The following is a 1,369-nucleotide window of genomic DNA, read 5'->3' as shown; positions in this document are numbered from 1 at the left end:
CAGGGGAGCATGTATGAACTGCCTTCCCCTGCAAGCATTTTGTTGATGTCCCTTTGACCCTGCTTCTATGTATTCGGTCTTTCGACGGAGCCATTCGATTTGCCCCTGACCAAGATGGGAAGTCGCGCGTCCTGTGTCTCGTTAGCTCATCGGCACTCTTGGGGCCATGCTCCCCGTCAGACTGACAAGACGCCGATTGGTCGTTGGTCCATCTCCTCCTCGCTCGCAGATTCCTATGTTTCTTGTTGCGCGGTTGCGTGTCTATGTGCCCACAAGCGCCACGGGACGATACCGCTCGCCTTTCGTCAATACGGCCCAGGCGATCCGCGCCATCTTGTTTGCCATGGCAACGGCAGCGACATTCACGTGCGCCCGCTCTTTCAGCCCATCTGCCCATTGCGTTATTGGCGATGTTCGATTCCGCACGAGATGCAGAACGGTCCGCGCCCCATGGATGAACAATTTGCGGAGGTATCGGTTGCCGTGCTTTGAGATGCCGATCAGCTTGGCTTTTCCACCTGTGGTGATCTGCCGTGGCACGAGACCAAGCCATGCGGCAAGATCGCGCCCTTTGGCAAAGCTGCTGCCGGTTCCAACGGCGGCCACAAGGGCGCTCGCAATCGTTGGGCCGACGCCAGGGATTTCCATCAAGCGCTGCATGTCGGCATCGGCCTTGGCCAGAGCCTTGATCTCGGTGTCGATCGCTTCGACCCGGTCGTTGATCGTGGCCAGCTCCGCCATCATGTCCGACAACATCGACAGGATACGGTGCGACAGATCAGCGGTGCCTGTCGCAACCAATCTCACCAGCTCTTTCTGGAAGACATGGCGACCCGTTCCGACCCGAATGCCGCGCTCCATCAGAAAGCCCCGGCCCTGATTGATAAGGCGTGTCCTTTCGGTCACCAGCCGCTCGCGGGCCCGATGCAGAGCCTGAAGATCAAGCTGCTCTTCCGATTTGATCGCGACGAATGACATTGTCGGGCGCGTCGCGGCCTCGGCGATCGCCTCCGCATCACGGTCATCATTTTTGTGAACCTTGACGTAGGGCCGGACATAAAGCGGCGACATCAGTCGAGGCTCATGCCCGTGTTCAAGGCAAAAACGACCAATGTGATGCGCGCCGCCGCAAGCCTCCATCGCAACAACGCAGGGATCCAAACCTTCCAGTAAGTCCAGCAACCGGTGCCGTTGAAGGCGCTTGCGGTACACGACCGCGCCTGTTGCGTCCAATCCCGCAAGGCTGCAAACGGTCTTGCCCAGATCAATGCCCAATACTTCGATATCCATCAGAATGCTCCTATCTCTCCACCGATGCCCGCAACAATAGCTGCGGTTTGGCGGGAAGGCAGTTCATCCCATTAGGTCA

The 1,369-nt window shown here is 58.4% G+C and carries 1 protein-coding gene; it reads right to left on the bottom strand.

Going from position 1 to position 1,369, the window contains the following annotated elements; all coding sequences use genetic code 11:
- Positions 1-261: 261 nt before the first annotated feature.
- Positions 262-1,290, bottom strand: a complete 1,029-nt coding sequence (locus tag PMES_RS16210) for an IS110 family RNA-guided transposase (RefSeq protein WP_159966755.1) — start codon at positions 1,288-1,290, stop codon at positions 262-264.
- Positions 1,291-1,369 lie beyond the last annotated feature (79 nt).

The organism is Profundibacterium mesophilum KAUST100406-0324 (assembly GCF_009835145.1).
GTDB classification, from domain to species: domain Bacteria; phylum Pseudomonadota; class Alphaproteobacteria; order Rhodobacterales; family Rhodobacteraceae; genus Profundibacterium; species Profundibacterium mesophilum.
This window is presented reverse-complemented; position numbering and strand designations above follow the sequence as displayed.